The sequence below is a fragment of the Endozoicomonas atrinae genome (assembly GCF_001647025.1).
In the GTDB taxonomy this organism is placed as follows: Bacteria; Pseudomonadota; Gammaproteobacteria; order Pseudomonadales; family Endozoicomonadaceae; genus Endozoicomonas; species Endozoicomonas atrinae.
In genome coordinates, this window is record NZ_LUKQ02000685.1 from 1 (window position 1) to 727 (window position 727).

At 43.7% G+C, this 727-nt stretch carries 2 protein-coding genes; both read right to left on the minus strand.

Translation table 11 applies throughout. The features are described from left to right. Positions 1-46: 46 nt before the first annotated feature. Complete coding sequence (locus AK963_RS30045; RefSeq protein WP_066018840.1) at positions 47-325, minus strand: hypothetical protein; 279 nt, start codon at positions 323-325, stop codon at positions 47-49. Between the two features lie 68 nt (positions 326-393). Next, the gene (locus tag AK963_RS30050) at positions 394-582 is read right to left on the minus strand and encodes a hypothetical protein (RefSeq protein ID WP_238593906.1); all 189 of its coding nucleotides are present in this window, start codon (positions 580-582) and stop codon (positions 394-396) included. Between the last annotated feature and the right edge of the window lie 145 nt (positions 583-727).

Genomic DNA, 727 nt, shown 5'->3' on the forward strand with positions numbered 1-727 from the left:
TCTCGGCCTTAGCGGAGGGTGGGTGTAAGACCGAGATTAGGGGTTATTAAGCTGAGGTTCGTCCCTCTGTGCAGCTTGCTTTTATTTTTTTAAAAATAACAACGATGTCCTTGGGTAACGTAAAAACCATAAACACTGCAACAGGGATAACGCCGAAAAACATCGTCACTCCTATTGTATGAAACCAACTCTTAATTGCCATATCAGCGACAAATTCAAAATTAAAGGCAATCATAAGAGGCAAGGCAATACTGATTAAAAGACAACCAAGAAAAGTGATAGTAACCATATACAAATCAAGGAATAGCTCAGATAGTTTATTCATATCATCCTCTACTTTTTTATTGTTATGAATTAGAAAAACTAAAGGATGAAGAAGTGGCTGGCAAGTATTTAAACGCCGTGCTGCTTCTTTGCTTCGTCGAGTATCAGTTCGTTTTCGAGTTTGAGCAGGAGCTTGTCGGGCATCGACAGGAGTTGCCTTGCTGCCCAGATAGCACCGCGACGAAAGTCGATTTCTTTTTCGGTCATGTCGGGAGACTCGGCCAGTTGGAAGGCGGAGGTGAGGATTTCGTCGTTCATGATCTGCTTCATGTATTCCCAGCCATCGGACTTTGCCAGAGTGGTGAGGGCTTTGTGGGCGTCTTTGTTGTTCATGTTATTTCCCGAGAAAGAATTTACCGGCGAAGTAACCGCCGATGGCGATGGTCATGATGATCCAGGTGAT

What these genes read in the sequence shown, in the direction of transcription:
- AK963_RS30050 (WP_238593906.1), bottom strand. Translation starts at nt 582, where the DNA reads ATGAACGACGAAATCCTCACCTCCGCCTTCCAACTGGCCGAGTCTCCC.
- AK963_RS30045 (WP_066018840.1), bottom strand. Translation starts at nt 325, where the DNA reads ATGAATAAACTATCTGAGCTATTCCTTGATTTGTATATGGTTACTATC.